Origin of the sequence: Psychromonas hadalis ATCC BAA-638, assembly GCF_000420245.1 — a bacterium.
GTDB classification, from domain to species: Bacteria; Pseudomonadota; Gammaproteobacteria; order Enterobacterales; family Psychromonadaceae; genus Psychromonas; species Psychromonas hadalis.
This window is the reverse complement of record NZ_ATUO01000001.1, coordinates 35079-60020: the sequence shown is the minus strand read 5'-3', so window position 1 is coordinate 60020 and position 24942 is coordinate 35079. Positions and strand designations below refer to the sequence as shown.

Here is a 24942-nt window from a genome sequence, read left to right as displayed (position 1 = left end):
TTCTACTGTAATAAATGTAATTTAATAGGATTAAAATTGATGGTTGACCTACCCTCTCTGCTTGGGCTTGAATTTAAAACCATTAAAGCAATGGTTAAAATCTATTGTAAAACATTTCATAAAAAACAGGGAGAGTGTGCAGAATGTACTGCGTTTCTTGAATATGCGAATGAGAAGTTAGATAGATGTCCTTACGGTCAAAGTAAACCCACCTGTAACAAATGTCCTATCCATTGCTACAAACCCATGCAACGTGAGCAAGCGCGCACCATTATGCGTTACGCTGGGCCAAGAATGTTAATCCACCACCCTATTTTGGCTATTAAACACCTGCATGCAGAAAAAAGAGCCGTGCCAAGTGAAGTGCCAATGCAACAGAGTAATCGTCATTTAAGAAAACTCAAACCATCACATCTATGTTAGATCCTTGTTCATCCTCTACACTTTTTTTTTCTTTGATTTTTATTTTTTGCAGAATATGAGTGCTCTCTGCCACATCTTCAGGAGAGCTGTTATTGTGCCGATTAGACGCTTGATACTTTTTAAGCTTATGGTTAACCAATTTGGCATCATTAAAAGGCTTAAAAACATAACTACGATTGATAAATTGGGTGATCAAATGTTGACTCATAACCCTCTCCTACCGATAAATACTTTGTTGATACCCGTTACCAATCAAAGTGCTTTATTCAGTCGTCAGCTCGGACACTAAGGCAAGGCGTAGTATGATGACCTTACGAGAGATTAACAAAAAGACGTTAATCCTCTGCCGGTAGAATGAAATAAAAGACTTTCATTCTTTAATGGCTCGTCCTTATCAAATACTGCAACGCTGAATTAGTTTTCGAGCTGACGACCCGAAGGGCAAGTTTTGAGGCAAACACCTTCGTTGTTAGAAAGCATCGATTGAACCCGTTAGACCTTCAACTTTCTGCCTAGAATCTGTTCACCTCACAGCTTGCTGAATTTTGCACCTTGAATGATAACGGGTATATAACGTTTATCGGCAAAAAAAGGAAATACTTAACTATTATCGGCTTTTTGCTATTTCACGTAACGCCTGTTTCTCTTGCTCTGATAAAAAAGCCACTTCTAAGCCATTAATTTGTGCTTGGCGAATTTGCGTTTGTGTTAACCCTACATTTGGTGCTGCAACCTCATACTCATAAGGTAATTCAATGCCTTCAACGGCAGGATCGTCAGTATTGATAGACGCTAAAATACCATGCTCTAAAAAGGTTTTAATGGGATGATTTTTAATGTCACTAATGGTACTGGTTTGAATGTTCGAGGTAATACAAGATTCAATACCAATTTTATGCACTACTAAATAATCCATCAGTTTTTTATCTTCAATTGCTTTTACGCCATGCCCGATGCGCACTGCGCCTAACTCATTAATGGCTTGCCACATACTTTGCGCACCTGCGGCTTCCCCAGCATGTATGGTGACTTGCAAACCCGCATCACGTACCTGTTTAAAGTGGCTAACAAACAATTCACCCGGTTGGCCTAATTCATCACCCGCCAAATCGATCGCCACTAAGTTATCTTTTTGAGAAAGTAAACCTGCTAGCTCTTGTGAGCAGGCTTGTTGGCCGAAAGTACGGCTTAAAATACCAATCATATTTGCTTTGATATTAAAATCACGACAACCCGCTTGTACACCATCTACCACCGCTTCAACCACACCCGCAATCGGTAGGTTGTGTTTCATCGCCATGTAATAAGGGGAGAAACGTAATTCTGCATAGTCTATTTGTGCATTTTTTGCATCTTCAACATTTTCATAAGCCACACGACGGCACGCATCTAAATCACCCAACACAGCCACGCCCCAATCCAATTTAGATAAGAATGCAAGCAAACTTGGCTCTGCTTCAACAATTTGTACAAAAGGACGTAACGATTCAACCGTAAAAGCGGGCAGCTCTAATGCAAATTTTTGCCCCAGATCTAATATAGTTTGAACTCGAATATTACCATCAAGATGGCGGTGGATGTCAGTAAGTGGCAAGTTTTTCGTTATCATGATCTATTCCTTTAATGAATTATGCATACAGTATAATCGAGCAAGCAACGCTTATTGTGGGTGTAAACAACGGTTTTAACCTATTTTATAGCAAAATAATAACTTACTTACAAAATATGGGGGTGCTATTGTCAATTCCAAAGAGACTTGTATTTCATCACCAGAGCTTTACAATGCCCCTCTTTAAAATGCTAGGAAATAAATAATGAACCGCAAGAAAAAACTAAATAAAATTTTTAATGCCCGCATTAAAAAAATGAATGCTAAAAAAGCACCTAGCAACAAAGGTAAGTATGTTTCAAAAGCAGAGCGAGCCAAATTAGAAGCGCTAGAAAACGAACAGAAAAATGAGAAGCCATCAGAAATAACTGAATAGTCATAATAACTGCATAACTATTCTTTAAATTGTAAAAAAAACAGTTCACTTTTAAGGCTGAGATTGATATTCTAGCGACAATTAAACAAAGAGATTATTTACACCATGAAGAAAGTTATTCTGAAAGCACAGTACCACCATCATATTACCTAATCTTTCAGGATTTTTATTCTTGGAAGAACTTTTATGTGCTTCCAGTGGTAACCAACAAATATAAACCCCCGGAAGTTAAGTCTCCCGAGGGTTTTTTAGTTTTAGGCCAGTTATATTAATATTATGAGAAAATATTGCGCAGGAAAAATGAGTTAATTTAAAGCGGAAGTTGACCTTTCGAGCGATTACGATGTAATCCTCTATCGGTAGAATTAAAATAAAGACTTTAATTCTTTAATGGTTATTCCCTTGACAAAACTTCCAACGCAGAAGTAACCCATTTTAACCAGTAAAATTGATCGTTCATTAAATATAATTGGTCTCACAGCAAGGAAAATGACAATGTCAGAGCAACGTTTAAGAATCGCAATACAGAAAAAAGGCCGTTTAAGTGACGCTACCGTTAAGTTATTAAAAGCATGTGGCATCAAGGTGAATTTAAACACCCAACGTTTAATTGCCCACAGCGAAAATATGCCCATTGATATTTTACGTGTACGTGATGACGATATTCCGGGCCTTATTATGGACGGTGTTGTTGATCTTGGTTTTATTGGTCAAAATGTATTAGAAGAAGAGACCATGATGCGCGCTGTCGCTGGTGAGCCAACTGCCCACAAAGTAGTAAAAGCACTTAACTTTGGTGGTTGTCGTTTCTCACTTGCGGTTGATAACGACTTTGATTATCAAGGTGTGCAATCACTTTCTGGTCTGCGTATAGCGACCACCTATGTTCATATTCTAAAACGTTTTATGGAAGAGGCAAACGTCCCTTACACTTCATGTATGTTAACGGGCTCTGTTGAAGTTGCCCCTCGCGCAGGTCTTGCTGATGCGATATGCGACCTTGTGTCAACAGGCGCAACCTTAGAAGCAAATGGTCTTAAAGAAGTTGAAGTTATCTACCGCTCAACGGCTGTTTTAATGCAACGTGATGAAGCGTTAACAGGTGACAAACAAGTATTAGTGGATCGTATTTTAACCCGTATTGATGGCGTGCAAACAGCGAAAGAATCTAAATACATTATGCTCAACGCACCTAAAGCAAATCTACAAGCAATCACCGATTTATTACCCGGCTCTGATCTACCCACTGTAATGGATTTAGCGGGCAGTGATGATCACGTTGCACTACACGTAGTCAGTAAAGAAAACCTTTTCTGGGAAACAATGGAACAACTAAAAGCATTAGGTGCAAGCTCAATATTAGTATTGCCTATTGAAAAAATGATGGAGTAAAAACCATGTCTACTGGAATGAAGCCAACTGGAATGAAAACCGTTATTTGGGCTGAATTATCAAGCGATGAACAAGCACAACAACTTGCTCGTCCTGCAATGGCAGATTCTGCAACATTAGGTAATACCGTTGCAGAGATTATTAAAGCAATTCGCAAGCGAGGTGATAGCGCCCTGCTTGAATACACTAAGCGTTTTGATAAGTTTGAAGGTGATAATTTCACTAAAACTGAAGCTGATATCAAACAAGCAACAGCACGTTTAGGCACTGAGATTAAAAACGCGATTAAAACGGCATATGATCAAGTCGTTAAATTTCATCAAGCACAAGTGCAAGATGTGATCCGCGTTGAAACTATGCCTGGTGTTGTCTGTGAAATGCACACCCAAGCGATTGAATCTGTTGGTTTATACATTCCAGGTGGCAGTGCCCCACTGCCTTCAACCGTTATTATGACCGGTGCACCCGCACAAATTGCAGGTTGTACCCGCTTGGTGTTATGCACCCCACCACCGATTGCTGATGAAATTTTATATGCAGCATCGCTGTGTGGCGTCACTGAAATTTACACTGTCGGTGGCGCGCAAGCGATTGCAGCCCTTGCTTATGGCACAAAAACAATTGCTTGTGTTGATAAAATATTTGGTCCGGGTAACGCCTTTGTTACCGAAGCAAAACGTCAAGTCAGCAACGATTTTGCAGGCGCAGCCATTGATATGCCAGCAGGACCTTCAGAAGTATTAGTCATTGCAGATAAAGAATCAGATCCTGCCTTTATTGCTGCAGATCTATTATCTCAGGCGGAGCATGGCCATGATTCACAATCAATTTTAGTCACCCCTTGCGCTAACATCGCAAAACAAACGGCATTAGAAATTGAAAAACAGTTAGCCGTTTTAGAACGTAAAGAGATTGCTGAACAAGCCATTGCACATAGCGTGAGCATTGTTTGTGCTGATATTGATGAAGCAATTGAAATATCTAACCGTTATGCGCCAGAGCATCTTATTGTACAAACCGAAGATCCACGCGCACTGCAAGCAAAATTTAAAAATGCGGGCTCTATCTTTTTAGGTGCTTGGACACCTGAGTCAGTCGGTGATTACGCCAGTGGTACCAATCATGTATTACCTACTTACGGTTATACACGTACCTACTCAAGCCTTGGACTCGCTGATTTTGTGAAACGTTACACGGTGCAAGAGCTAACCAAAGAAGGGCTGCGCAGACTTGCACCAACGGTAATTTGTCTGGCTGATGCAGAAGGATTAACTGCCCATAAACGTGCGGTTACTATACGTATCGAAAAACTTAATAGATAAATGCATAAGATCAATAAAGGAGTAATAAAACTTACTCCCACATTTACGTCACATTTATCAGTATAGGGAATATAAAAAGATGAGTGATATAAAACAACTCGCCCGTGAAAATATACAAGCATTAACGCCTTATCTTTCTGCGCGCCGTATTGGTGGTAAAGGTGATGTTTGGTTAAATGCCAATGAAGCCCCAGATTGCAGTGAATATCAATTAGACTCAAGTAACCTCAATCGTTACCCTGAGTTTCAGCCCCCTGCTTTAATGAACGCTTATGCACATTACGCATCAATCCACGGTGCATCAATCACCACAGAACAAGTTCTGACCACACGTGGCGCAGATGAAAGCATCGAAATATTAATTCGTACTTTTTGTGAGGAGAAAATCGACCGCATCTTAATCTGTCCACCCACTTATGGTATGTATGCAATCAGCGCAGAAACATGTGGGGTACAAGTAGATGAAATCGCGTTAAATGAGCACTTTAATGTTAATTATAGCGCCGTTGAGCAAGCCGTTAATGCAGCCGATAGCCACGTTAAAATTGTGTTTTTATGCGCGCCAAACAATCCAACAGGGAACATGTTAGACAAAGAAAAATTGGTTAAACTATTACAAGCCACATTAGGCAAAGCACTGATTGTTGCCGATGAAGCGTATATCGAATTCTGCCCTGAATTTAGCCAAGCTGATCTTATTAACAGTCACGAAAACTTAGTGATCACCCGTACCCTCTCCAAAGCATTTGCATTGGCCTCTATTCGCTGTGGATTTACCCTTGCACAGAAGTCTGTTATTGAGATGATGAGCAAAGTCATTGCGCCTTACCCCGTGCCTGATCCAGTAGCACAAATTGCAACGCAAGCGCTATCGGAACAAGGACTTGAGATAATGCGTGAGCGAGTGGTGATTTTAAATAATAACCGCATGGTTTTAGCCAACGCATTACAACAATTAACTTGTGTTACAGAGATATTCCCGGCAACGGGTAACTTTGTTTTAGTACGCTTTACAGACTCTAAAAAAGTTTGGCAGGCATTTAGCGAAAACGGCATTATCATGCGCGATTTTGCGAGCAAAAAACGTCTTGAAAATTGTATTCGTATCAGCATTGGTAATGTCAATGAGATGCAAAAAACACTCAACATATTAAACGCACTGTAGGAAACCAAAATGAGTCAACAAAAATTTCTTTTCATCGACAGAGACGGTACGTTAATTGATGAGCCAATCAGTGATAAGCAGGTAGATACCCTAGAAAAACTGGTTTTTGAACCTGACGTTATCCCAAGTCTTTTAACACTGCAAGATGCAGGTTATGTCTTAGTGATCGTTTCAAACCAAGATGGTTTAGGCACCACAAGCTATCCACAAAGTGATTTCGATATTCCACAAAATAAGATGATCGAGATCTTCGCATCACAGGGTGTACACTTTGAAGCGACGCTACTTTGCCCACATTTCCCAAGTGATAACTGTTCATGCCGCAAACCCCATTTAGGTATGGTTAAAGAGTATCTGCAATCGGGGCGCATTGATCATAAAAACTCCTTTGTGATTGGCGATCGCCATACTGATATCGGCCTTGCTGAAAACATGGGCATTACTGGCATTCTTTATAATAAAGAGACACTGGGCTGGAAAGCCATTGTTAAACAGTTAACCTCGCTTGGGCGCACAGCAACCGTAACACGTAAAACCAACGAAACCGATATTAACGTCTTTGTAGATTTAGATAATAGTGGTGAAAATAGTATCGATACCGGCATGGGTTTCTTTGATCACATGCTGGATCAAATCGCCACACACGGCGGTTTCCAAATGAAGGTTAGCGTTAAAGGTGACTTGCATATTGACGATCACCACAGCGTTGAAGATACTGCATTAGCGTTAGGCGAAGCGATGAATATCGCACTAGGAGACAAGCGTGGTATTGGCCGTTTTGGTTTTGTATTACCAATGGATGAAACCAAAGCAAGCTGTACATTAGATCTCTCTGGGCGTCCTTACCTTAAATTCAAAGCCAATTTTCCGCGTGAATTAGTGGGCACGATGTCAACGGAGATGGTTGAACATTTCTTTTACTCACTAGCACAAGCGATGCGTGCGACGCTACATTTAGAGGTTGAAAATGGCAATGCGCACCACATGGTTGAAGGTCTGTTTAAAACATTTGGCCGTACACTACGCCAAAGCATAAAGATTGTCGGTACTGAAATGCCATCAAGTAAAGGTGTTTTATGATCGTTATTATTGATACCGGTTGCGCTAACCTCTCATCTGTACGCTTTGCCATTGAGCGTTTAAGTTATGACGTTACAGTAAGTAAAGATCCAATCATTTTACAAAATGCACAAAAACTGTTTCTTCCTGGTGTTGGCACCGCAAAAGAGGCGATGAGTAATCTTGTAGAGCGCGATTTAGTCGCTCAAGTTTCTAAACTGACTCAACCTGTTTTAGGCATCTGTTTAGGCATGCAGATGTTAGCAGAAAGCTCAGAGGAGTCTTTTGGTGATGAGAAAATAATTACAACATTAGGCCTTATTGATGGTGTGATTGAAAAAATGGACGTAGCCCCTCTGCGCTTACCACACATGGGCTGGAATCAAGTCACACCAGAGGCGAATAACCCTCTGTTTAAAAATATTCCCGCAGGCAGTTATTTCTATTTTGTCCATAGCTACGCACTGCCAGTGAATAAAAATACTATCGCCAGTTGCGACTATGGCAAAGCATTTAGCGCAGCGGTCAACAAAGACAATTTTTACGGGGTGCAATTTCACCCAGAGCGCTCAGGGAAAGTAGGCGCTCAGTTAATCAAAAACTTTTTGGAGCTTTAATATGATTATCCCAGCATTAGATTTAATCGACGGTAAAGTAGTTCGTTTATACCAAGGCGATTACGCACAAAAAACTGTTTATAGTGATGATCCACAAAGCTTATACACACTCTATAACGAACAAGGCGCTGATTGGTTACACCTTGTTGATTTAGACGGTGCGAAAGATATTACTAAACGCCAATTGAGCGTCATTGAAAGCCTGATTAAAAATACCCCAGCAAAAGTACAAATTGGTGGTGGCGTACGCACTGAAGAGGATGTTAAAGGTCTACTCGATATTGGCGCGCACCGCGTAGTTATCGGCTCAACAGCGGTTAAACACCCTGAAATGGTCGCAGGTTGGATGGAAAAATATGGCCCAGAGCATATTGTTTTAGCATTGGATATCAATATAGATGCAGACGGTAACAAAATCGTTGCTGTTTCAGGTTGGCAAGAAGACAGTGGTCAAACCATTGAATCACTGCTTGAAATCTACCTAAAAGTGGGTTTAAAGCATGTACTTTGCACTGATATCTCGAAAGACGGTACATTGACAGGCTCTAACGTCTCCCTGTACAAAGAGATGGTAGTTGCTTTTCCAACTGTCGCATGGCAGGCGTCGGGTGGCATTGGCTCACTGGATGATATCGCTGATGTTGCACGCTCTGGTGCGCAAGGTATTATCGTAGGTCGTGCACTGCTAGAAGGTAAATTTACCGTCAAGGAGGCGATCCAATGTTGGCAAAACGCATAAGTCCTTGTTTAGACGTAAAAAATAGGAACGCGCAAAGAGTTGTTTCCTTTTACGATACAATTAAAGGAGTTAATTAGATGCTAGCAAAAAGAATTATCCCTTGTCTTGATGTCAAAGATGGACAGGTCGTAAAAGGTGTTCAGTTTCGTAACCACGAAATTGTCGGAGATATTGTGCCACTTGCTAAACGTTACGCCTCCGAGGGCGCAGACGAATTAGTATTTTACGATATTACTGCAAGCTCTGACGATCGTGTTGTGGATAAAAGCTGGGTATCACGCGTTGCAGAGGTGATTGATATCCCTTTTTGTGTGGCTGGTGGCATTAAAACTATCGAGGATGCAAAACGCATTTTAGAGTTTGGTGCAGACAAAATATCTATCAATAGCCCTGCGCTTGCCGATCCTAGCTTAATTAACCGTTTAGCAGAAAAATTTGGCACACAGTGTATTGTTATTGGTATCGACTCTTACTTTGATGAAGCGACAGGCCAACACCAAGTAAAACAATTTACCGGTAATGAGAAAGCAACGGTCACCACAAAATGGAATACCTTTGATTGGATCAAAGAAGTACAATCACGTGGCGCGGGGGAAATTGTATTAAACGTAATGAACCAAGATGGCGTACGTTGTGGTTACGATATCGAGCAACTTAGCCAAGCGCGTACTATTTGTACTATCCCGTTAATCGCCTCTGGCGGTGCAGGTGAAATGATTCATTTTGCAGACGTCTTTAAGACAGCGGATGTTGATGGCGCATTAGCGGCCAGTGTATTTCATAAACAAATAATTAATATTGGTGAGTTAAAATCTTACCTTAAAACACAACAGGTAGAGATTAGACTATGAGCTTAATGAATATAGAACAATTAAATGCACTTGATTGGGCAAAGGTAGATAACCTCATGCCTGTCATCGTGCAAAACCGTACCTCAGGTAAAGTATTGATGCTCGGTTACGTGAACCAAGAAGCATTAGCAGCCACACTTGAGTCAGGTAAAATGACCTTTTTTAGTCGCACTAAACAGCGTTTATGGTGTAAAGGTGAAGAGTCAGGTAACTTCTTAAACGTACTTGAAATCAGCACCGACTGCGATAACGATACTCTGCTTGCCATTGTTGAGCCTATTGGCCCTACTTGTCATCTTGGCACTGAAAGCTGCTTTAAAGGTAAACTACAACCTGCACTTACCTTTATTGCAGATTTAGAACAAGTGATTAAAAGTCGTAAAGGCGCTGATCCACAAAGCAGTTATACCGCGTCATTGTATGCACGTGGTACAAAACGTATTGCCCAAAAAGTCGGTGAAGAAGGTGTAGAAGTTGCACTGGCTGCCATGGCAAAAGATAGGGATGAACTGACTTGTGAGAGTGCCGACTTGCTTTATCACTTAACGGTTTTATTGCAAAATGAAGGTTTACAACTTGCAGATGTGGCAGCAAAATTGCAGGAACGCCATAGCAAATAAATTTACCTGTTACGCATTAAGCTGTTTAGTTTCAGAAAAGGAGAACAATCGTTCTCCTTTTCTATTTTTAACAAACACCGTCTACACTAGGCAATTCGCCATCAGAAAAATGGTAATAATAGGTATAATTTACCCGTCCATTCACTTGCGTTGAATGGGTAAATAGAGTACTCCTGTTAGAATTTCCTACGACACAGATATCATGTTTGATACAGGTGCATTTTATTGGTTATAACCAATATCCCATCACTAGTTGTAATTAGTATGAAAGTACATCTTAGATACCTACATCACGACTTAAATTCACCAATTTAGGTACCGCTACAGCGACTAAAACACCTAAAAGCACAATAACAACCTCTAGTTAAATTAAGGTAACCCATTGATTTTTAACCCTATTAACGTTTTCCTTGACACTTTTTCTGTAACAAAGTATTTATCCTGCAAAGGGTATCTCTAGCTAATCTAATGCCTCTTTATTCATTCAACCTCGTCAACACACTGAATCACTCTATTAAGTAACATAGCGCTAAGTACTTAGTTTTAAATTGATTAAAACTTGCACATTTTTCGTTCCTTGACTATTTATTTATTCATCAGTTGATTTATATAATTTTTTAGAATCCCAAATAGAACCTTTAATAGACGATTAAACAACCACAAATTAAGCCATTTTATAATGAAACACCCGAGGAGAAAGGAATGACTCTTGTTCGCGCTGTTGCTTATTTGATATTTTTTTTACCTGAGATTGCATTCGCTAATAGTGCCATCAACATGCGTCAAGGGGTCACTGATATCAGTGAAGATGTTTATCAATTACATATGACCATTTTTATCATTTGCTGTGTCATTGCATTATTAGTGTTCTCAGTGATGTTCTGGTCTATTGTCAACCATCGAAAAAGCAAAGGTGCTAAAGCAGCACAGTTCCATGAAAGTACAAAAGTAGAAATATTATGGACCGCGATTCCCGTTTTAATTCTGATCGCTATGGCGATCCCAGCCACGCAAACGTTAATAAGAATGGAAGATCCAAGCAAATCAGACCTCACCATTAAAGTGACAGGCTCGCAGTGGAAATGGCACTACCAATATTTAACCTATGGTCAGCAAACATTAGACCTTGGTTTTTACTCTATTATCTCAACCCCTCAGTCACAAATAACCAATCAGCAACAAAAAAGTGAGACCTACCTATTAGAAGTCGATAAACCCTTAGTGATCCCTACAGGTAAAAAAGTACGCTTTTTATTTACCTCCGATGATGTCATTCACGCTTGGTGGATCCCTGATTTTGCAGTCAAAAAAGATGCGGTACCGGGCTTTATCAATGAAGCGTGGACAAATGTAAATATTGAAGGCATCTACCGTGGTCAATGTGCTGAACTGTGTGGTAAAAGCCATGCTTTCATGCCCATTGTCGTTGATGTGCGTAGTCCAGAGCAGTTTGAGCAATGGTTAATTGAGCAGCAACAATTAGCATCACAACAAGCACAACAAGAGGACGCGTTAAAAGACGTCAGCTTTAACATGGATGAGTTAATGGCCTTAGGGAAAGATGTTTATGAAGCCAATTGTTCTGTGTGCCACCAATCTACTGGCCAAGGTTTACCGGGGTTGTTCCCTTCTTTAAAAGATAGCCCGATAACTAGCGGTGATGTACAACAACATATCGATATTGTTCTCCATGGAAAACCTGGCAGTGCAATGCAAGCATTTTCAAAACAACTATCAAGTAAACAACTTGCAGCTGTTATTACCTATGAGCGTAATGCGTGGGGTCTTAATTCAGGCGATGTTGTTCAACCTAGAGATGTTCAAGTAAATGAACCGAGTGCTGACAGACCTGTCAAAGCATCACAACCGACACTCGCTATTGAAATACCCACAGAAAAAAAATCGACCAATAATACAGCATCACAAGATCCCCTCGTTGACCTTGATAAGTCACAACTCATGCAACTCGGCGAGCAAGCCTATCTTGAGAATTGCGCGATGTGCCATCAAGCAAGCGGACTCGGTTTAACGGGGGCCTTCCCAGCTTTAAAAGGCAGCGCAATGATAGAAGGCCCGATTGAGCAACACATTGAACTTGTCTTAAACGGCAAAGAGTTGACCGCTATGATGGCCTTTAAAGATAAATTATCGGCAGCAACCATTGCCGCAATTATTACTTATGAACGTAATGCATGGGGGCGTTCTGGTGAAGTTATTCAAGCGTCAGATGTCAATAATCAAATCAAAGGAGCTGAATAATGAATGATTCAAAACAGCAGCAAAATGAGTCGATTGAACACTACCAAGCTTCAGGTATTAAACGTTGGTTATATACCACTAATCATAAAGACATCGGTACATTATATTTAGGCTTTTCATTACTGATGTTATTTATTGGTGGTGGCATGGCAATGGTTATCCGCGCCGAATTATTTCAACCCGGATTACAGCTAGTCGAACCAAACTTTTTTAATCAAATGACCACAGTACATGGCTTAATAATGGTATTTGGCGCAGTAATGCCCGCTTTTGTAGGATTAGCCAACTGGATGATTCCTTTGATGATTGGCGCGCCAGATATGGCCTTACCACGCATGAATAACTGGAGTTTTTGGATCTTACCTTTTGCCTTCTCTATTTTAATTGGCTCACTGTTTATGGACGGCGGAGGCCCAAATTTTGGTTGGACTTTTTATGCTCCGCTTTCAACAACTTATAGTAACGATAATACCGCTTTATTTGTATTTTCAATACATATAATGGGTATCAGTTCAATCATGGGTGCAATTAATATCATTGTTACCATCTTTAATTTACGCGCACCGGGCATGACATTAATGAAAATGCCATTATTTGTCTGGACGTGGTTAATCACCGCCTTTTTATTAATTGCCGTCATGCCCGTATTAGCCGGCACCGTCACCATGGTATTAACCGATAAATATTTTGGCACCAGTTTCTTTAATGCAATGGGAGGCGGTGACCCAGTAATGTTCCAACACATCTTTTGGTTCTTTGGCCATCCCGAAGTGTACATTATGATTTTGCCCGCGTTTGGCATTATTTCGACCATCATTCCCACCTTCTCACGCAAAAAACTCTTTGGGTATCATTCAATGGTTTATGCCACTGTGTCTATCGCTTTTTTATCTTTTATTGTCTGGGCACATCATATGTTTACTACGGGTATGCCATTAGCTGCAGAACTATTCTTTATGTATAGCACCATGCTTATCTCCGTTCCAACCGGTGTAAAAATCTTTAATTGGATTGCAACAATGTGGCGGGGGTCTCTGAGTTTTGAAGTGCCGATGTTATTTGCAATCGCCTTTATTGTTCTTTTCACTATTGGCGGTTTTTCCGGGTTGATGCTCGCAATAACACCAGCAGATTTTCAATATCACGATACCTATTTTGTAGTGGCGCATTTCCACTATGTATTAGTAACAGGCGCGTTATTCTCCATTATTGCGGGTGTCTATTTTTGGTTGCCAAAATGGACTGGTCATATGTTTAATATCCGCTTAGCTAAAATACATTTTTGGCTATCATTAATCAGTGTCAACGTTTTATTCTTTCCAATGCATTTTGTAGGACTTGCGGGCATGCCGAGACGCATCGCCGATTATGCACTGCAGTTTGCTGATTTTAATATGATCATCAGTTTAGGTGGTTTCGCTTTTGGCTTATCACAGCTGTTATTTGTTTACTGTGTTGTGCAATGTTTTCGAGGTGGAGAAAAAGTGCCTGCTAAGGTCTGGGATGGCGCTGAAGGTTTAGAATGGCAAGTCGCGTCTCCAGCACCCTATCATACCTTTGCAACACCACCGGAGGTCAAATGAATCAACATCGGCCTTTGCTAAAACGCTTAGTGATAAGCTCAGTATTCATGTTTGCTTTTGCCTTTGCCTTAGTCCCGTTATATGACGTATTTTGTCAGGTGACCGGGCTTAATGGCAAACCGTCCATGGAAAAAGCACCGATCAGTGATTCGATAAATACGACACAACAGGTTGATGTGAATTTTTTAACACATGCCAAAGAAGGCTCCCCTTTTAAAGTGAACACTAAAAACCAAAGGCTGACCGTCAATATTGGGGAAATGAATAAAGTGAGCTTTATCGCCAGTAACTTAAGTAACCAAGACCGCGTGTTTCAAGCCATCCCCTCCGTGAGTCCCGGTGTTGCAGCCCAATACTTACATAAAGTGCAATGTTTTTGCTTTGAGCAACAAGCCCTCAAAGCAAATGAAAACATAGAGATGACATTACTTTTTTATATTGATGAAGCACTGCCCATTGAAATTGAAGAGATGACATTATCTTATACGCTGTTTGATATTACTGACAACATTTAATCAGTAACTATTAAGACACCTTATTATCACTAATTTTAAAATTAACAGGGGATTTTATGTCAGTTGAAAATAAAAAATCACCACCAAGCTATTACGTGCCTGCGCAAAGTCCCTGGCCAATTTTGGGTGCCATTGCGCTTTTTTTTGTTGCCCTAGGCAGTGGTCTCAGCATTATGCAACTCAATAAAAGTGATGTTTCCGGCATATTTTTATTAGTGCTTGGACTCGCCATATTATTCATTATGCTGTTTTCTTGGTTTAAAGATGTGATCACTGAATCAAGTAATGGACTGTATTCAAAACAAATGGATATTTCCTTTAAGCAAGCGATGCTGTGGTTTATATTTTCAGAAGTGATGTTCTTTTTTGTGTTCTTTGGCGCTTTGTTTTATGCACGAAACTTTTCCGTCCCTTGGTTAGGTGGCGCTTCAAATAATGTCATGACGCAACAAATTTTATGGCCCGATTTTCAGTCATTTTGGCCATTATTAAAGACACCTGCAGGTGAAACGACCCAAGCAATGGGCTGGCAAGGCCTACCACTTATTAACACTCTAATATTAATAACCTCTTCAGTGTCCTTACATTTTGCCGAAAAAGCGATGCAACAAGATAACCGACCGCGATTAAAAGGCTTTATGGCGATCACTTTATTACTCGGTATTTGTTTCCTATTTTTGCAAGCCAATGAGTATATCCATGCTTACCATGAGCTGGGGTTAACACTGCAATCGGGCATTTATGGTAATACCTTTTATTTATTAACCGGCTTCCATGGTTTGCATGTGACCCTAGGATTAATACTTTTGTTTATTGCCTTGCTGCGTATTCTTAAAGGGCATTTTAATGGACAGCATCATTTTGCGCTAAAGGCAGGTAGTTGGTATTGGCACTTTGTTGATATCGTGTGGATATGCTTGTTTTTCATCGTTTATGTTGTCTAAGTTATGCCGATTCTAAGTTCATCTTTAACCCTGATAGTGGTTGTCACCTGTTTAATGTTGGCTAATTGGCAACATAATCGCGCACAAGATAAACAAACACGATTAGACAATATCAGTGCATTACAGGCTAAAGGCACGATACGCTGGAGTGACTTGCAGTTTTTACCTAATGGCTTGAATAAAACAGGGATTAAAATGCAACTCAGTGGACACTTATTAAGTGATCAATATTGGTTATTAGATAACCGCGTTTTTAAGCAACAAGTGGGCTTTGATGTATTAGCTGTTTTTTATCCCGCACAGAGTAACAAAGCGATGATTGTAAATTTAGGTTGGGTAAAAGCACCACAAAGCCGTGCACACAAAGCCATCGTTAACTTACCAACACAAAAAATTACATTACAAGTGCAATTAAAACAAGGGGATTTAGCGGGGTTTTATCTACAGAAACAAGTCGCAAATAATGCACCTTGGCCGAAACGAATTCAATATATCGATTTGACTATCATGCAACAAGAAAGTGCAACCGAGCTCATTGATTTCATTGCCTACAGTAGCAGAGCTCAATTTTCATTACAGCCTCATTATAAACCGGTGGTCATGCCACCCGAGAAACACCTTGCATATGCATTACAGTGGTTGTTGCTCGCTATCGCCGCACTGGTAGTGTTTATCTTTGCGGTTAAACCTTTTACCAAAAACCGCATACGTTTAGGGGATCAACTTGAATAATAAAAAAGTATTAACGCTATTTGTACTGAGCTTTGTTACGCCATTATTGTTAGCCTTTATTTTATTAAAAATAAATTGGTCTCCGGTGCAACAAGTCAATAACGGTACATTTTTAACACAACAAATCACCCTCAAGGACTGGCAACTAATAAAACCGAAACAATGGTCGATTGCACAGCAAACAGTAAAAAAATGCGGGAAAAAATGCCTAAACAACCAACAGCAAATGCAACAAGTAGCTAACGCATTAGGTAAGTATAAGGACAAGGTAGACTTGGTGCTGTTAGGTAGTTTGGCAACTGTATCAGGGATAAAAAGCTACCCACTGCAACATAAAGAGTTACAGGTTAATACTCTCTACTTAATTGATCGATTTGGTTTGATAGTGTTGGCTTACCCCTTGTCTGACAACGCAGAAGAAAACCGTTTAATTAAAATAGGCCTAATTAAAGACCTGAAAAAGTTATTTAAATTTGCCCGTAGTGCTTAACCGGAGAGTGAATTTGCAAAATAATTATTACCCAAGGTTAGTGCAATTCACCTTGCTATTAGCAATCGTTGTCATTGTATTAGGCGCTTATACGCGCTTAAGCAACGCCGGTTTAGGTTGCCCTGACTGGCCAGGGTGTTATGGATTTTTAGCGGTGCCAAATGCTAATCAAGTGCCACCTGAATTAGGTTTGTTAGACACGGAAAAAGCGTGGAAAGAGATGATCCACCGTTATGTTGCGGGGAGTTTAGGTCTACTTATTTTAATTATCTTTATTAGCTCCCTATGCTTAAAGGCTTACCGCTCAACGCGTATCTTAAGCTCTCTATTATTAATATTAGTATTATTTCAAGCAACCCTTGGCATGTTAACGGTAACGATGTCATTACAACCTTTAATTGTAGTGGCTCACCTATTAGGTGGTTTTTTGGTGCTCAATTTAATCTGGCTATTATTGCTTAATCTTAATAACCAAAATGCGAACCAGAGATCATCAATAAACATGACATTTGTAGTTAGCCTATTATTGATTTTTTTACTGTTAAGCCAAATAGCGCTAGGGGGGTGGTTAAGTGCAAATTACGCGGCGTCATTTTGTAATGAACTGCCCTTCTGTGATGGTTTTAATAGTGATTACAGCTGGCAACAATTCTCTTTTGACAGTATTTGGCAACTGCCCGTAAGTAGTCATTATGAGTTTGGGGTGCTGCCGGCACAAGCACGTTTGTCTATTCACCTTTTTCATCGTTTTTGGGCCATTGTAACCACTTTAATGGTATTCACATTTATCATCAGCGTCTACCTAAGCAATGTTGATTTACACATTAAAAACTGTGCGTTATGGGTTGCTTTATTAATGATTAGCCAAGTTTTGTTAGGCGTGATGATGGTTTTTTGGCATTTCCCCTTATTAATGGCACTGGCACATAACCTATGCGCTGCATTATTATTAATGAGCTTAATACGCTTAAGTTATGCACTCAGTAAAAACAGCAATAACAACGTTCAAGCACAATGAGGAGATTAAGATGGCACAACTATTAACACACAGCAAATTGACCATACCATCAGAGAATAATGAATCGGCGAAACTAAAAGACTATTTGGAACTGTGTAAAATTAAAGTAATCGCCCTATTAGTGCTCACTGCCGTAATAGGGGCCGCATTAGCGCCAGATATGGGCCGAGGATACATTGAGCAACTGCTCAGTTTACTCGGCATAGGCTTGCTTTCAAGTAGTGCGGCAGTCATCAACCATATCGTTGATAGTCGCATTGATGCCATCATGGCACGCACTAAAAACCGTCCTATTGTAAAGAAAAGAGTATCTCGCAATCGTGCATTACTCTTTTCAGGGTTATTAGCGACATGTGGTTTTGCTTTATTAGTGTTTTTTGCAAATTGGCTCACTGCGTATTTAACTTTATTTGCGTTATTAGGTTACGCAGTGGTTTACACCCTGTATTTAAAACGTGCTACCCCTCAAAACATCGTCATTGGAGGGCTCGCGGGTGCCATGCCACCTTTATTAGGCTGGGTATCTGAAACTGGCGTATTATCGGCACAGCCCTGGATTTTAGTGATGATCATCTTCACTTGGACGCCGCCACACTTTTGGGCACTCGCAATTCATCGCCGAGCGGATTACGCTAAAGCAAATATTCCCATGTTACCCGTCACACACGGTATTGAGTACACTAAAACATGTGTGCTGCTCTACACAGTTTTATTAACCCTAGTATGCGTATTACCCTTTTTAATCCACATGTCAGGTTATATCTATCTATTTAGTGCACTTATACTCAATGGTATCTTTATCTATAAAGCCATACTATTAAAAGTATCCAGCCATAATCGTAATGCATTTGCTCTGTTTAAATTCTCAATATTACATTTAACGCTGTTATTTATTGCCTTTTTTATCGATAAATTATTAATTTAATTTTCATTTAGTGGCAGTAAGAGGTTTAAGCAATAATAACAATGCATCACTGATTAATAGTTACAAACAATTATCATTTACATCTTAAATTCATACTATACTAATATCAAGATGCACTGATACCGAGGTAATTATGTTTTTACAGACACAAAATAATGGTGATCGAGTTGAAGTTATCAACTTTGATGAACTATGTGATGTTTTTGAAACTAAAATTCATGGCCGATACCAAGCAGGAGAAGAGTTACAAGATGTGGAGGTTTTTGATAAGTCATCGTTATTATTTCTCTCTGGTGAAGGTTTACCAGAGTGTTGGACAGATCCGCATTATCGCGATAAAGAGTTCCAACGTTAAGAAAAAGCCTGCACAAGCAGGCTTTTTTATGTTTGATGAATAGTTGTGGAAGGTTTATCTGTGTTGTTTCTTTATTCAAAGCTACGCGTTTTTTTGGTTTTAATGGTTGCAATATATGCATGCCAACTAGCAAAGCTTAAAAGGGGCATAATAATGATAAAACCTATTGCAGAAGTTAAAAAACCAACTGTCACTGAGCCTAAAATAATCACTCCCCATACACACATAACTAAAAGATTATTTTTCACCGCATGTGCAGAGCTGAAAACTGCAGTCATTATGTCTACATGGCGTTCCATAATAATTTGTGGCGTAAAAGCAGAAATAACCAGCACGACAACCAACAATATAGCTCCTAAGATGGAGCCTAATCCCAGAAATGCGGATAGTTCAATTAATGTAGGCTCAGAGGCACTAGGGTAAAGCGCAAAGACTAACCCAGCCAAAAGAATCCATAATGTCAACAGTAATAACAATATGACAGCGAATCCCCATAACCCCACTTGATTCCTCAACAGAGACTTAAAGCTATGGTTAAATGTAGGTGAATGGCCTTTTTCTAATTCCCACGCAACATCGTATAAAGCAGAGGAAAAAATTGGCCCTATCAAGGTAAGCCCCACTATCATAGGAATAAGAAACATCGGATTAGCTTCAGTGGAAAATAGATATAGTGCGCTAAATGGGATAATACTGAAAATCAAACCATAACCTATGCTGATAAATGGGGTCGCAAAAAAATCATCAACGGCAAGTGCTAACCAATGGAATGGGGAAAAAACATCTAATTTATTACACTCTATAGTTCTAGCGTATTGTTTTTTATGGTTGTACACGGCTTGACTTATTGACATATTATTCTCCTAATGAAAGTAGGTAATTGGTAACAATAGTTCTAGTGGTTGAGTTCCTGCCTGTTGGAAATTTCAATATGAAAATGATGTTAGCAACACTCTATCAGCTTAGCGAGTATCTTCAGCTTGAAAAATTGAGCAATGTTGAAAGCTCGGTAACTAACAATATTTATATTAGGGTTACCTCACTTAAAATAAAAAATGAGATAATCGATACATAACACTTATAACTGCAATGCATAAACAATGACAGTCTCGCCTTTGATGCTCTGTATTAGTCAATAATAGTCCAGCTATACAGTTTTATACAAAAAAATTAGAGAGTTATCTAATAAAATAATTACAGAAAGTTTAAATGATTTTCAAACTAATAGGATACAGCTGTAGTTACCGTTAATTTAGCGACTCATAAAATGCAAAGAAGTGACAACTTAACGGGTAGTTACATTTTTAAGCAAGTGAAATAAGGTCAATTTAATAATAGTAAAAAAATCACCAAATAAAGGGGATAAAAGCCTTATTATTTTTTTGATAAGCTTGATAACCCACATAATGCTTAACCAATGCCCTCTCTTCAAAACGCGCTTTAAAAATTAATGTGACCACTAACAATAGCCAAGCAACTAACTTCCACCAGATAGGCATACAAAAAATAATACCTAAGCCAGCAAAAAAGAGGGAGCTGTACATTGGATGACGAATATAACGATAGATACCATGGGTGATCAACTCACCCGTTATTTTAGGAATAGGCCGAATATTAAAGTTCCCTGGTTTGTTGGTCATTAAGGTCCATACAGCGACCACTATGGCAATAAAAATTAATAACAGCCCAATAATAGAAAAGTGTAAATTAGTGATAGGCCATGCGATCACTGCTAATAGGGAAAACTGTGCAATCACATAAACCATAAATGTTCTCCTAAGTGCGATAAAGTACCTTCGTAATATGTTCATTTAACTATAATTTCTTAATGAACATTCAATATCGCGTATTTCTTGAGGTGTGAAGAACTTAGTAAAAAGTCCTTCCTGATTCAGTTGCTGTATATGTTGAACCGTCAGGCGTGCTGCCGTCATATTCATTGAATTTCCAACAGTTAAACTATTCAAATATGCATTCGTAAGAGCAAGTATTGCCATTGCAGTACCAGCGTCAGCCACACTGAAAAGTATAGCTCCAGCAGTCAAGTAAGAAACAAATCTCTTCCTGTTATCAAGAGATGCAACGAGTTTCATGTTAGAACTTGAAAGCAATGACTCATTAAATATCCGTTTAGTTATATCCTCGATGTCTATAAGAATGTCCTTAGAATCACACTCATCAGCATTATCAAAATGTCTCCAAAGCTCTGCTCTAGCACCTCTGTACTCATCTCGCAATTCAAGAATCACTCTACCAATGTCATCTTTGTTCGATGCTCTAGTTAAAACAATATTCAAAAATACTGGTGTTGAAAATTCGATTTGGTTTCTTAGCTTCTCATTATATAACTTCCACACATCATCAATAGAGCCAAAAAACTCTTTTGCTTGATATACCTTTTCTTGGTTCAGAGCTGTATTTTCAAAGTTATTCAACAGAAATGGATATGAAATATAAGAGGATAGCTTGGTTTGAGCGATTGGAAGTATAAATCTAGATTGAAGACTTAAGTCTTTCGCAAAACAAGATCTTGTGTAATCAGTTATGTTGTTAGCTACGTACCCTAATGGGCAGCTATCAGATGAATAAGAAAATACTGGTTCAGTAAATCCATGTTTTCGATGTAATTCCTTTTTTTGCTTATTCTTTTCATTTCTTCGAGAAATTTCGGCCATTGCCTGTTTCTCGTCAGTGAAGCCTCTGAGATTGTTAATATTACCGACATAGTGCTTGATGATGTCAGTTCCTAGATAGTCAGATAAATGTACTGGAGACTTATCCAGCTCCAATTCAGGTGAAAATAAATTGTCCACTGTGACACATGGAGACTGTCGTACAACAGTTTCATGAAAGATCAGTGCTCGTAAACACTGCTCAGCAGCATTCAGTTCATCTATAGACTTAATACCGCCACCGATTAGCTTAGACAATGACATTGTTGCAAAGTTATCCGTAATCCCTGTCTGTAACCTGCTTGTTGAGTCAGTCAAATTGGCTAATGAATAGCTGATATTCAGTTTTCTATTATCTGTAGGTTCATACAACAGCATATCAATTCCTTTTTTTTAGATTTGTTTAATATGCTGTGTTTCAGTGTGAAATTCAAATTAATAAATATAATTCAAGAAGTTGATAGTTAAGAAGTGTTAATCAGGTCCTGTAAAGTACCTTTAGCACATGCCAGCCATGTTTTGTTTTTACTAATAATGGCGTTAAAATCTCACCCGTAAAGCAAGCTTTATCAAAAGCGGGTACCATTTGTCCCTTTTTAAATTCACCTAAATCCCCCCCCTTTTTTCCCGATGGACAGTTGGAGTGTTTTTTTGCAAGGGTTTGAAACTTTGCTCCTTTTTTAAGCTGTGCAAGAATGTCTTCAGCTTGCTCTTTGTGCTTTACCAAAATGTGTAATGCGGCAACAGTTCTAGCCATAATAACCTCTAAAGTTGTTTTAAATCTTCAATGAAGTAATTGTAACATGGGCACTAACTGTTATGATCTAACCTTTCTGCAAAGTTTTTAGGATAAACATATGCAACGCTATATTACCAATAATGACAATATCATTTACGCGTTACCAAATGATGAAACAGGTGAATACTCCGCTTTTGAATTAACTGATATACCTGCAATAACAGGGATTGGTGAAACACTTTATATCGCCTACGATCAGCAAAAAGTATTATTTGAGCAAAATTATGAATGGCTAGCAGTTAACCCCGAAACACACCGTTATGACGCACAACTGTTTCGTTTTAATAACGATGATATTGCCAATTTAAAACAGTTTGTTGAGTCAGAAACACCCGAAGTTACACTGTGGCAAAAGATAAGAAAAAAACGCCCACAACCTGCCGGCTTTGCTTTAATGATCAAAGCGATTGTGGAGGCTGCGGAGCAACAAGAGATCTTTGAGTTTTATCTTATTCAAAGCTAATTACACTTTAAATTTATTAAGTTGAGTATCTTGATCTGCTACCTGCTGTTTCATTAATTGCGCATATTTTACCTGTTGCTGCGCTCCGTTAGAAACATTTTGACTGATATCTCGAATATTAGTGGTATTGCGATTTATCTCCTCTGAAGTCGCAGATTGTTGTTCAGCTGCGGCTGCAATTTGTAAATTCATATCACTAATTTGCACGATTGCAGTGCGAATAATTTCTAACGCTTCATTCGCTTTACTCGCCTCTTCGGAGGTGGTTATCGCGACTTCACGGCTCTCTTTAATATTCGTTTCAGCCTTGCGTACCCCTGCTTGTAACTGCTCAATCATAGAACGGATTTCACTGGTTGACTCTTGGGTACGAGATGCAAGAGAGCGTACTTCATCAGCAACAACTGCAAAACCACGACCTGATTCACCCGCACGTGCAGCTTCAATGGCCGCATTAAGTGCTAGTAAGTTCGTTTGCTCTGCGATAGCGGTAATAACCGTTAAAATAGATTCGATATTATTACTAAAATTAGCCAATTCAACGACAGAGTCAACCGCTTTTTCCATCTGTATCGCTAGTTTATTAATGGAATCTGTTGCATTAGAAACAATAGCAACACCCGTTGCTGTTTCTTGATCTGCCGTGGTGGCAGATTGCGCAGCAGCTTGAGCATTACTTGCTACTTCAACCGCACTTGAAGCCATCTGGTTCATCGCCGTTGCCAGCTGGTCAAGCTCAGTGAGTTGTTGATCTAATTCTCTAGACGCTTTTTCAGATTCAGTACTGACTAATTCTGTACTTTGATCCACTTCAGAAGCAAGGTTTTTTACTTTGGAAATAATAACCTGTAAATTTCCCACGAAAATATTAAATTGCTCAGCAACATCACCAAACTCATCACGAGAAATAATGGGTAATCGTTTAGTCAAGTCCCCGTTGCCACTATTAATCTCAACCAAAGACTCAGATAACAGACCAATTGGTTGTAGTATTTTTTTCATTACCGCACTTAATGCAATAATACTAATCAGGAGGCTGATGATCACACCCGCTAAGGTTTGTAATCCCATCGCATTAGCATCTTTCATGACAATGCTTTCATCAACGACAACACCGATATACCACGCCATACCACGTAGATTTTTTAATGCGGTAAAACTAACCCATAAAGTCTTACCATTTACAGAGACCTCTTGAATATGTTTATCTAATGTCAGTGCTTTACCAGCAAACAGCTGACTGTAATTTTTACCATTATAATTACCGTCTGGGTGGCTAATAATATTGCCACTTTTAGTAACTAAAAAAGCATAACCGGCGTCATTAAAGGTGAGTGTATTAAGTGAATCAGACACTGTTTTAAGACTTAAATCCCCCCCGAATGCCCCCATAAACTTACCATTATCCGTTAAATTAGCAGCCACAGAGATTAAAATATCTTTGGTCACCGAATCTTCATATGGCTCTGTGATTTTTGCAAGATCAGATGATTTAGCCAAATCATACCAAGGTCTTTTCCGCGCATCCCAATTTTCAGGATTCCAAGAGGGATCATTTGTTATCGCTTTACCATCAGTGGCTAAACCACCAAAGATAAGTACAAAATTCTTTTTTAATAACGGGCTATTAAATGTTTTTTGAATCATTGATGCATTAAAATCAGCATCTATCACCTGTGACATCAAATCAATGATCTCTAATTTACCATTAAGCCAATTAGTAATTTGCTGAGCAAGCGCATCACTAGATTCCTCAATCGCATTACTTGATTGTTGTCGCAACGTACTTGTTATCGCTTTATATTGAAAAAGAGAGAGTGAACTAATCGCAATAATAAGTACCAGCGAAGAAACTAATACAACTTTAACCGCAACTTTCATATTTTTACCCCTGATCTATAAACCAATTCCTAAGCAGAGCTTAGAACGAATAAAATTTATTGCCAGTTAATAGATTACTGATGAATAAGCAAATACTTTATTAGTCAAAAAAAATATTACTGTAATGGTCAAC

At 39.2% G+C, this 24942-nt stretch carries 28 protein-coding genes and 1 other annotated feature; of the genes, 21 read left to right on the top strand and 7 right to left on the bottom strand.

The genetic code is table 11. The features are described 5' to 3' along the window. The first annotated feature begins 39 nt into the window (after nt 1-39). On the top strand, nt 40-423 hold the full coding sequence (locus tag G322_RS0100280) for a nitrous oxide-stimulated promoter family protein (protein ID WP_022939807.1): 384 nt from the start codon (nt 40-42) through the stop codon (nt 421-423). Here the strand turns inward: G322_RS0100280 and G322_RS0100275 are convergent. Beyond that, complete coding sequence (locus G322_RS0100275; protein ID WP_022939806.1) at nt 401-631, bottom strand: hypothetical protein; 231 nt, start codon at nt 629-631, stop codon at nt 401-403. The two genes, G322_RS0100280 and G322_RS0100275, sit on opposite strands and share 23 nt — an antisense overlap. 399 nt (nt 632-1030) lie before the next feature. Further along, a complete protein-coding gene (gene add / locus G322_RS0100270) occupies nt 1031-2032 on the bottom strand; it encodes an adenosine deaminase (RefSeq protein WP_022939805.1) in 1002 nt (333 codons plus the stop codon). A gap of 205 nt (nt 2033-2237) precedes the next feature. Here add and G322_RS22540 point away from each other — a divergent pair, with 205 nt between their 5' ends. The 18 genes from G322_RS22540 to G322_RS0100175 all read left to right on the top strand — a co-directional run bounded on the left by G322_RS22540 (nt 2238) and on the right by G322_RS0100175 (nt 18994). Beyond that, nucleotides 2238-2408: a DUF2986 domain-containing protein gene (locus G322_RS22540; RefSeq protein WP_022939803.1), complete on the top strand. Its 171-nt coding sequence runs from the start codon at nt 2238-2240 to the stop codon at nt 2406-2408. Between the two features lie 128 nt (nt 2409-2536). Continuing rightward, nucleotides 2537-2661, top strand: a sequence feature (His leader region). A 242-nt stretch (nt 2662-2903) separates the two neighbouring features. Beyond that, nucleotides 2904-3800, top strand: a complete 897-nt coding sequence (gene hisG, locus G322_RS0100255; protein WP_022939802.1) for an ATP phosphoribosyltransferase — start codon at nt 2904-2906, stop codon at nt 3798-3800. Between the two features lie 32 nt (nt 3801-3832). Continuing rightward, on the top strand, nt 3833-5122 hold the full coding sequence (gene hisD / locus G322_RS0100250) for a histidinol dehydrogenase (protein ID WP_028866314.1): 1290 nt from the start codon (nt 3833-3835) through the stop codon (nt 5120-5122). A 79-nt stretch (nt 5123-5201) separates the two neighbouring features. Further along, nucleotides 5202-6287, top strand: coding sequence for a histidinol-phosphate transaminase (gene hisC, locus G322_RS0100245; RefSeq protein ID WP_022939800.1), 1086 nt, complete (start codon nt 5202-5204; stop codon nt 6285-6287). Between the two features lie 9 nt (nt 6288-6296). Then, the gene (gene hisB, locus G322_RS0100240; protein ID WP_022939799.1) at nt 6297-7367 is read left to right on the top strand and encodes a bifunctional histidinol-phosphatase/imidazoleglycerol-phosphate dehydratase HisB; all 1071 of its coding nucleotides are present in this window, start codon (nt 6297-6299) and stop codon (nt 7365-7367) included. Further along, on the top strand, nt 7364-7963 hold the full coding sequence (gene hisH / locus G322_RS0100235) for an imidazole glycerol phosphate synthase subunit HisH (RefSeq protein ID WP_022939798.1): 600 nt from the start codon (nt 7364-7366) through the stop codon (nt 7961-7963). Before hisB ends, hisH begins: the two co-directional genes overlap by 4 nt. 1 nt (nt 7964) lies before the next feature. Further along, nucleotides 7965-8702 (top strand): 1-(5-phosphoribosyl)-5-[(5-phosphoribosylamino)methylideneamino]imidazole-4-carboxamide isomerase, encoded by a 738-nt coding sequence (gene hisA / locus G322_RS0100230; RefSeq protein ID WP_022939797.1) that lies wholly within the window; start codon nt 7965-7967, stop codon nt 8700-8702. A gap of 77 nt (nt 8703-8779) precedes the next feature. After that, nucleotides 8780-9553: an imidazole glycerol phosphate synthase subunit HisF gene (hisF, locus tag G322_RS0100225; protein WP_022939796.1), complete on the top strand. Its 774-nt coding sequence runs from the start codon at nt 8780-8782 to the stop codon at nt 9551-9553. Nucleotides 9554-9558: 5 nt separating this feature from the next. Then, nucleotides 9559-10173 carry a bifunctional phosphoribosyl-AMP cyclohydrolase/phosphoribosyl-ATP diphosphatase HisIE gene (gene hisIE, locus G322_RS0100220; protein WP_028866313.1) on the top strand — a complete coding sequence of 205 codons (615 nt, stop codon included), beginning with the start codon at nt 9559-9561 and terminating at the stop codon, nt 10171-10173. A 702-nt stretch (nt 10174-10875) separates the two neighbouring features. Further along, the gene (gene coxB / locus G322_RS0100215; RefSeq protein ID WP_022939794.1) at nt 10876-12432 is read left to right on the top strand and encodes a cytochrome c oxidase subunit II; all 1557 of its coding nucleotides are present in this window, start codon (nt 10876-10878) and stop codon (nt 12430-12432) included. Then, entirely contained in the window at nt 12432-14015 is a 1584-nt protein-coding gene (ctaD, locus tag G322_RS0100210) for a cytochrome c oxidase subunit I (RefSeq protein WP_022939793.1), read from the top strand. The genes coxB and ctaD overlap by 1 nt, the downstream gene beginning before the upstream one ends. Then, the gene (locus G322_RS0100205; protein ID WP_022939792.1) at nt 14012-14530 is read left to right on the top strand and encodes a cytochrome c oxidase assembly protein; all 519 of its coding nucleotides are present in this window, start codon (nt 14012-14014) and stop codon (nt 14528-14530) included. The genes ctaD and G322_RS0100205 overlap by 4 nt, the downstream gene beginning before the upstream one ends. A gap of 56 nt (nt 14531-14586) precedes the next feature. Continuing rightward, on the top strand, nt 14587-15474 hold the full coding sequence (locus tag G322_RS0100200; RefSeq protein ID WP_022939791.1) for a cytochrome c oxidase subunit 3: 888 nt from the start codon (nt 14587-14589) through the stop codon (nt 15472-15474). Between the two features lie 3 nt (nt 15475-15477). Continuing rightward, nucleotides 15478-16206 carry an SURF1 family protein gene (locus G322_RS0100195; protein WP_022939790.1) on the top strand — a complete coding sequence of 243 codons (729 nt, stop codon included), beginning with the start codon at nt 15478-15480 and terminating at the stop codon, nt 16204-16206. Continuing rightward, complete coding sequence (locus G322_RS0100190) at nt 16199-16696, top strand: hypothetical protein (protein WP_022939789.1); 498 nt, start codon at nt 16199-16201, stop codon at nt 16694-16696. The genes G322_RS0100195 and G322_RS0100190 overlap by 8 nt, the downstream gene beginning before the upstream one ends. Nucleotides 16697-16709: 13 nt before the next feature. Then, nucleotides 16710-17714: a COX15/CtaA family protein gene (locus G322_RS19550; RefSeq protein ID WP_022939788.1), complete on the top strand. Its 1005-nt coding sequence runs from the start codon at nt 16710-16712 to the stop codon at nt 17712-17714. 10 nt (nt 17715-17724) lie between these two features. Then, entirely contained in the window at nt 17725-18639 is a 915-nt protein-coding gene (gene cyoE, locus G322_RS0100180) for a heme o synthase (protein ID WP_022939787.1), read from the top strand. Nucleotides 18640-18772: 133 nt separating this feature from the next. Then, entirely contained in the window at nt 18773-18994 is a 222-nt protein-coding gene (locus tag G322_RS0100175; protein ID WP_022939786.1) for a hypothetical protein, read from the top strand. A gap of 71 nt (nt 18995-19065) precedes the next feature. On the opposite strand, the gene G322_RS0100170 is transcribed toward G322_RS0100175, so the two are convergent. Beyond that, a complete protein-coding gene (locus G322_RS0100170; protein ID WP_022939785.1) occupies nt 19066-19848 on the bottom strand; it encodes a DUF2189 domain-containing protein in 783 nt (260 codons plus the stop codon). 77 nt (nt 19849-19925) lie between these two features. Between G322_RS0100170 and G322_RS23160 the strand changes: the two genes are divergently transcribed. Beyond that, entirely contained in the window at nt 19926-20069 is a 144-nt protein-coding gene (locus G322_RS23160; RefSeq protein ID WP_022939784.1) for a hypothetical protein, read from the top strand. 271 nt (nt 20070-20340) lie between these two features. On the opposite strand, the gene G322_RS19545 is transcribed toward G322_RS23160, so the two are convergent. The 3 genes from G322_RS19545 to G322_RS0100145 all read right to left on the bottom strand — a co-directional run bounded on the left by G322_RS19545 (nt 20341) and on the right by G322_RS0100145 (nt 22423). Further along, on the bottom strand, nt 20341-20760 hold the full coding sequence (locus tag G322_RS19545) for a methyltransferase family protein (RefSeq protein ID WP_022939783.1): 420 nt from the start codon (nt 20758-20760) through the stop codon (nt 20341-20343). A gap of 45 nt (nt 20761-20805) precedes the next feature. Continuing rightward, nucleotides 20806-22044: a hypothetical protein gene (locus G322_RS0100150; RefSeq protein ID WP_022939782.1), complete on the bottom strand. Its 1239-nt coding sequence runs from the start codon at nt 22042-22044 to the stop codon at nt 20806-20808. 100 nt (nt 22045-22144) lie between these two features. Next, nucleotides 22145-22423, bottom strand: coding sequence for a peptidylprolyl isomerase (locus G322_RS0100145; protein ID WP_022939781.1), 279 nt, complete (start codon nt 22421-22423; stop codon nt 22145-22147). 100 nt (nt 22424-22523) lie between these two features. Between G322_RS0100145 and G322_RS0100140 the strand changes: the two genes are divergently transcribed. Then, the gene (locus G322_RS0100140; RefSeq protein WP_022939780.1) at nt 22524-22928 is read left to right on the top strand and encodes a hypothetical protein; all 405 of its coding nucleotides are present in this window, start codon (nt 22524-22526) and stop codon (nt 22926-22928) included. Here G322_RS0100140 and G322_RS0100135 read toward each other — a convergent pair whose 3' ends face one another. Beyond that, the gene (locus G322_RS0100135) at nt 22929-24809 is read right to left on the bottom strand and encodes a methyl-accepting chemotaxis protein (RefSeq protein WP_022939779.1); all 1881 of its coding nucleotides are present in this window, start codon (nt 24807-24809) and stop codon (nt 22929-22931) included. Between the last annotated feature and the right edge of the window lie 133 nt (nt 24810-24942).